Here is a 3,900-nt window from a genome sequence, read left to right on the forward strand (position 1 = left end):
TTTCAGCCATCAGCCGGTACTCTTCCGGCGTCAGGTTGTTCAGGGATTCATGAGGCTGCTCGTTGTTATATTCCATCAGCCAGCGCTCGGTAATTTCCCGTGCTTCATTCAGTGTTCTGAACAGGTAAAAATCCAGGATTTCTGTCCGGTATGTCCGGTTGGATCGTTCGATAAACGCATTTTGTGTAGGCTTACCCGGCTTGATAAATTCGAGCTGCACACCATGTTCTTCGGCCCATAGTGCCAGCACCAGTGAGACCAGTTCTGGCCCGTGTCCATCCGCATTTTCAGCGGTTTGCCACGATCCTGTCCAGTACCCGGACGACTCTCTGAGCCGGGATATTCAGGTCGATTTCTATCGCCAGCGCTTCACGGTTAAAATCATCCACCACATTGAAGGTCCGGAAACGTCTACCGCAGACCAGCGCGTCGTGCATAAAATCAATGGACCAGCTCTCGTTTAACGCTTGTGGTGTCGCCAGCGGTGCTGGATTACGCACTGGCAGCCGCTGTTTTGCCTTACGACGAAAATTCAGTTTCAGCAGGCAGTAAATCCGGTGAACGCGTTTGTGGTTCCAGGTATTGCCCTGCCTGCTCAGCAGCTGGAACAGCCTCTTAAAACCGTAGCGCGGATAGCGTTCTGCCAGTTCAATTAGCGCACAAATCACCGGTGCATCACGCCGGGTATCGGGCTGATAAAAATAGACCGCCCTGCTCAGCGATAATGTCCTGCAGGCCTGACGTAAACTCATGGCAAATTGCGCCGTCAGATAGCTGACCAGTTCACGCTTTATCGCTGGTTTTAAAGCTTTTTTTCGATGACATCTTTAAGCGCGCGGGACTCAAGGCTGAGATCAGCAAACATCTGTTTAAGCTTCCGATTCTCATCTTCCAGATCTTTGATTTTTTTAATATCGGCCACTTCCATTCCGCCATACTTTGCCTTCCAGTTATAATAGCTGGCTTCCGAAATAACGGCTTCACGGCACACATTCTTGACGGTACGTCCGGCTTCAACGGACTTCAATACGGCGATGATCTGGTGTTCAGTGAATCGGATCTTACGCATAGCGCTCTCCTCAGGAGGCATAATCAGTATGTCGGAAGATCTCTAAAAGTGAATGTGCCGTTTTGCAGGGATGCTTACAGAGAATCCCCCTTCGACAGAGCTCAATAACATTTATTTTTCTTAAATAAGGGGGGAGTTCAAATGAAAATTATATTTCATGAGCAACTAGCTTGCTATCATCGGGTATATAACTTATAGCTGCCATCACCATTCACCCAGTATAAATAAAGCCGCACTCCTTAATAAGGCATAGAAACTGCGCACACCTCATAAATTTCCATATAAAAATATCAATACAATCCATTAATAAAAAAAATAAGGCATATTAAATAAACACTCACTTAAACTTGATCCAATCTATTTTAATGAGGTTAACATCATGGTATCATTAACATTAGTGAAAAATCAATAAGAATTGATGATTACACTTTACAGGCTATAAATTAAATTTGCGAGGTAGAAATGGACATTAATTTAAGTGGACTTGATCCTTTATCTCTTCTCACAGTTAAGCAAGATGATACAGACAGGATGAGTAATGTCTTGAGTGAAGCAGCAAAGGGAACCGTTTCAAATATACTTAAGAGTTACACCGGATTTTTTGACATTTTATCAGAACCAATCCAAAATGCCCTGGATTCAACTCAAAATCTTTTTAGAAATAGTGATGGCAATTACTCACCAAAAATTTGGATAGAGATATCTATAAAAGATGGCTACGTCCGTATCATTGACAATGGAACTGGGATGGATAAACAGCAGTTCTGTTATTGTCTAACTCCAAATGTGAGTTTTAAAAAAGGACAAAATTTAAGGGGTAATAAAGGGGTAGGTGCAACCTTCCTTGCCTATGGCTTCAATTACTTATCTCTTCAAAGCAAAAAGGGAGACATTAAAAATTCTATCGTCCTACGAGGGGGGCGTTTATGGGTTGAAGATCACTCTGGAAAAATGGAGAGGCCAAAATTTCAAGTTGAGAATTTTTTAGTAGATGAGCTTGAAAACGAAAATTCTGGGACATGCATTGAAATCAGACTAAGTGGCAAGGGCGGAGAAAAACCAAAAAAACTTGATTGGCACGGGGCTTCAAGTGCAGCTCAATGGTTTGATATATTAAGAGTTGTATCGCCACTAGGGGGGGTTTATTTAGAATCTGAAGCATTTAAACCAGAAGTTCAGCTCCGTGTTATAGATTACTCAGGATCGATAACGGAAGTTAAACAGTCAAACTGTGAGTTCTTCTATCCACATGAAATTCAAAACATCAAAGTCCAAAGCCTATCCGACATAAATCATTTGATCAATAGAATTGGCGGCGATCATAAGAACATTAAAGAAAAAATGCCACCAGCATATAAAAACTTAGAGTGCATATATGATGTTTGGGACACAAATTCATTGTTAAGCTCTGACACTAGTCTATCTATTGATTTCGACACCGATGAAGAATCCCTCATTAGAATGCATAAAATGTGTGCATATGCTGCTCATTTAGACTCAAGAAAAACATTTTTGAAATTTAATGAGTCTCTAGGGTTACGAGCAGGCACAGAAATACTTAGAGGAGGGCTTCTTATAGCATCAGATTCAATGCCTCAAGGAGAATTATTGATAATCCCATTAAAACGCTATATAGGATATCAGAGGAATACTTTTGTAATTATACATTTAACTCAAGGCAATCCCGACTTGGGAAGAAAAGTATTTCAACCTGAGATCAAGAGCTTAGCAGAGAAAATATCAGAGAAGTTAACAAATCACTTACTGAAGTTTCGTGAGTATGTAAGGCAAGATACAGGTTCAGCACCAACTCTTCTACCTAATCGAGCCTTACACGATTGGAAAAAAAACCAGGAGATATGGAGAGACTCTAACCCATCCGGATTTGAATCAATAAATAGCAATTTATCATACCTATCAATACCAAGAGAAGAGCAAGATGTCGTTGCAATCTATAATCAAATGGTGGGTGCTGGATTAATTCGTGGCTTGCACTTTTACTCAACCACTCACCATGATAAATATGACGCATTAATAGAATACAATTATCAAGATGAGTCCTACCTCTTTGAGGTTGAAAAACAACCTCTGGGTGTACGCAATGACTTGCCTCTTCCATATCAGTCTGAACCGAAAGTTCTCGAGTATAAATTTGATTTCGATTCAATTCTTGATGATTTTGATAAAGAGATAAAGTTTTATGACCACGTAGATTTTGTCGTTTGTTGGACAGCAAGTGGGAAATACAGAGAACAACTATCACTAAGACCTATCCTACCAGAATATGAAGGTAATGTTCGAGAATATTACGCCAGTACCCATCAGGCATTTATGCCAGGAAGAGAGAGACCTGTTTTCGAAGTATGCGTGCTTGAAGAGTTATTAAAATATTTATCTGATAAAGATGATGCAGTTGCACAACAGCTAAGTAAATATAGTGTAGATATGTAAAGATACATCTAGAGAACGCAGCTAATGCCGTTGTAGCTGCGCTCTCTAATGATCAGCAATGGCAATGCTGGAAGATAGCTCCTCTTTCTCGTAGCCACAAGATACTCATTCTCACCGATTCACCATAAGACATGACTCTATCTTACTATCATCTTTGATGATCTTCGACGTGTGGTTCGCCGCAGTTTTCAGCAAAGTGAACACGGCTTGAGCGGACGAACAAAAACACAGAAATTATTCTTGACCGGATCGGCCCCACTCCCTATAGTAGCGCCCCGTTGCAGCGATGATTTCGCAACAAAAAAATATGGTGAGGTGTCCGAGTGGCTGAAGGAGCACGCCTGGAAAGTGTGTATACGCGAAAGTGTATCGAGGGTTCG

General features: G+C 41.3%; 1 protein-coding gene and 1 pseudogene. One reads left to right on the plus strand and one right to left on the minus strand.

The window, feature by feature from the left end:
- Positions 1-1,069: pseudogene (locus ACF8MC_RS25625) on the minus strand (IS3 family transposase); the annotation flags it as partial.
- A 462-nt stretch (positions 1,070-1,531) separates the two neighbouring features.
- Here ACF8MC_RS25625 and ACF8MC_RS25630 point away from each other — a divergent pair.
- Positions 1,532-3,520, plus strand: a complete 1,989-nt coding sequence (locus ACF8MC_RS25630; RefSeq protein ID WP_089196928.1) for an ATP-binding protein — start codon at positions 1,532-1,534, stop codon at positions 3,518-3,520.
- The last annotated feature ends 380 nt before the right edge of the window (positions 3,521-3,900 follow it).

Source organism: Serratia sp. LACPHL-BACT-2024-00286, assembly GCF_043109535.1.
Lineage (GTDB): Bacteria > Pseudomonadota > Gammaproteobacteria > Enterobacterales > Enterobacteriaceae > Serratia > Serratia sarumanii.

Coding starts and splice junctions, on each gene's coding strand:
- ACF8MC_RS25630 (WP_089196928.1), top strand. CDS start 1,532: ATGGACATTAATTTAAGTGGACTTGATCCTTTATCTCTTCTCACAGTT.